The following is a 1,262-nucleotide window of genomic DNA, read 5'->3' as shown; positions in this document are numbered from 1 at the left end:
CACGTAGGCCTCCGCCCACCGCCGCGGCCAGTGGTCCTCGCCGCGGCCGGGGCCGTCGGTGCCGTCGCCGAGCCGGTCGAACTGGGCGCTGCCCAGCCAGTCCTGCAGCGCGAGCTCCGGGGAGTCCTTGATGCCCATCCGTCGCTGCTCGGGAGAGTCGACGAACAGCAGGCCGCCGAGCGACCACCAGGCCTGGCCGCCGAGGTTGTGCCGGTTCTCCTGGTCGAGCACCRGCACCCGGCGACCGGCGCGGGCGAGCTCGTGGGTGGCGACGAGACCGGCGAGGCCGGCGCCGACGACGATGACGTCGGGCTCGAAGGGGGTCGGGGTCACGGGGTCTCCTCGGTGGCGGGGCGGCGGTCGACGATCAGGTGGGCCAGCAGCCCCAGGGCGCGCTCGACGGTCCGACCCGGCGGCGCGGACGGGTCGGGGTCGAGGGCCGAGAAGGCCAGCCCGTCGAGGAAGTTGACGACGATGCTCAGCACCGCGGGCAGGTCGTCCGGCGGCAGGAGGTCGCCCCACAGGTCGGTGGCCGCCGCGAGCATCTGCTCCTGGAGGCCCTCGCGCACCGGCAGCAGGGCCAGCCGCAGCCCCGGGTCGGCCCGGGCCGCCACGAGCAGCTCGCGCCACGTCTGGTTGGCGGGGGAGAGGACCACCGAGCGCAGGTGTCCCAGCACGACGGTGACCGCCTCGACCTCCGGGGACGGCTCGCCGGCCAGGCCGCGGAAGGCGGCGACGTTGCGCTCGGCCACCACCTCCGCCGTGGCGACCAGCAGGTCCTGGCGGGTGGGGAAGTGCCGGAACAGTGCACCCTGGCTCACTCCGGCGGCCGCGGCCACCGCGGAGGTGGTCGTCGCGGCGTACCCGCGCGTCGCCAGGCAGTCGACGGTGGCGTCGAGGAGACGCGTGATGGTCGCGTCCCGACGCTCGGCCTGCGTCCGGCGTGGGGTGGTCACGGCCCGAGTGTCACATAAAAAGTGAGCACTCGCTATCTGACGGGACGGACCCGCCGCCGTGGATCAGTCCTTGAGCTCGCAGATGACGGCGCCGTTGGTGACGGTGGCGCCGACCTCGGCCTGGAGGCCGGTGACGGTGCCGGCCTTGTGGGCCTTGAGGGGCTGCTCCATCTTCATGGCCTCGAGGACGACCACGACGTCGCCCTCGGCGACCTCCTGGCCCTCGGTGACCGCGACCTTGACGATGGTGCCCTGCATGGGGCTGCTGACGGCGTCGCCCGACGCGGCCGCGCCCGCCTTCTTGGC

3 protein-coding genes are annotated in these 1,262 nt (G+C 74.3%); all 3 read right to left on the bottom strand.

Features of this window, described 5'->3' with window-relative positions; genetic code table 11:
* A partial coding sequence (locus tag ACXJKL_RS21255) for an FAD-dependent oxidoreductase (protein WP_457208977.1) occupies positions 1-333 on the bottom strand: 333 nt, incomplete at its 3' end.
* The gene (locus ACXJKL_RS21250) at positions 330-956 is read right to left on the bottom strand and encodes a TetR/AcrR family transcriptional regulator (RefSeq protein ID WP_457208976.1); all 627 of its coding nucleotides are present in this window, start codon (positions 954-956) and stop codon (positions 330-332) included. The genes ACXJKL_RS21255 and ACXJKL_RS21250, both read right to left, overlap by 4 nt.
* A 63-nt stretch (positions 957-1,019) precedes the next feature.
* The coding region (locus tag ACXJKL_RS21245) for a biotin/lipoyl-containing protein (protein WP_457208975.1) at positions 1,020-1,262 on the bottom strand (243 nt) is incomplete at its 5' end.

It is taken from the genome of Nocardioides sp. P5_C9_2 (genome assembly GCF_054049555.1).
Note: the sequence above shows the minus strand (reverse complement) of the source record. Positions and strands in the feature narration are given on the sequence as shown.